The sequence below is a fragment of the Micromonospora zhanjiangensis genome (genome assembly GCF_042650605.1).
Taxonomy (GTDB): domain Bacteria; phylum Actinomycetota; class Actinomycetes; order Mycobacteriales; family Micromonosporaceae; genus Micromonospora_J; species Micromonospora_J zhanjiangensis.
Genome location: NZ_JBHSBN010000128.1, coordinates 1 through 577, shown reverse-complemented (window position 1 = coordinate 577; position 577 = coordinate 1). Strand labels below are relative to the sequence as shown.

The window sequence follows — 577 nt, the reverse complement described above, 5'->3', positions numbered from 1 at the left end:
GCGGTCGTTCTTCGTCGCCACGGTCGGTGCCGTGTCCGCCGCGACGGTCCGCCGGTACATCGACACCCAGTACGAACGGCCGTGGCGCAAAGGCGGGCCGTCGTGAGACGCGCGTACAAGTTCCTGCCCGGCCAGTTGAAAGACATCCGCCGAGCCGACCCGGGCGGGCAGGGCCGCTGGTCGTTCTCCTCCCAACAGGCCACCCTGCGCCGCCTCGACAAGGCGATGCGGGCGTTCTTCCACCGGGCCAAGGCCGGGCAGGCACCCGGCTATCCCCGGTTCAAGGGTGCCGGTTGGTTCGACACGGTCGAGTGGCCGAAGGACCGCGACGGATGCCGCTGGGACTCGGCACCCACCACCGGGACAACCCGGGTCTACCTGCAGGGTGTCGGGCACATCCGGGTCCACGCTCACCGCAAGGTCGACGGCACGGTGAAGACGGTCAGCGTGAAGAGGGAAGGCCGCCGTTGGTACGTCGTCCTTTCGTGTGACGAGGTGCCCGCCGAGCCGCTGCCCGAGACGGGCGCGGTAGTCGGGGTCGACATGGGTGTTGCGGCGTTCCTCACCACCTCCGACG

The 577-nt window shown here is 69.7% G+C and carries 1 pseudogene; it reads left to right on the top strand.

Annotated elements, in window-relative coordinates:
* Positions 1–102 precede the first annotated feature (102 nt).
* Positions 103–577, top strand: a pseudogene (locus ACFOX0_RS34255) (hypothetical protein); the annotation flags it as partial.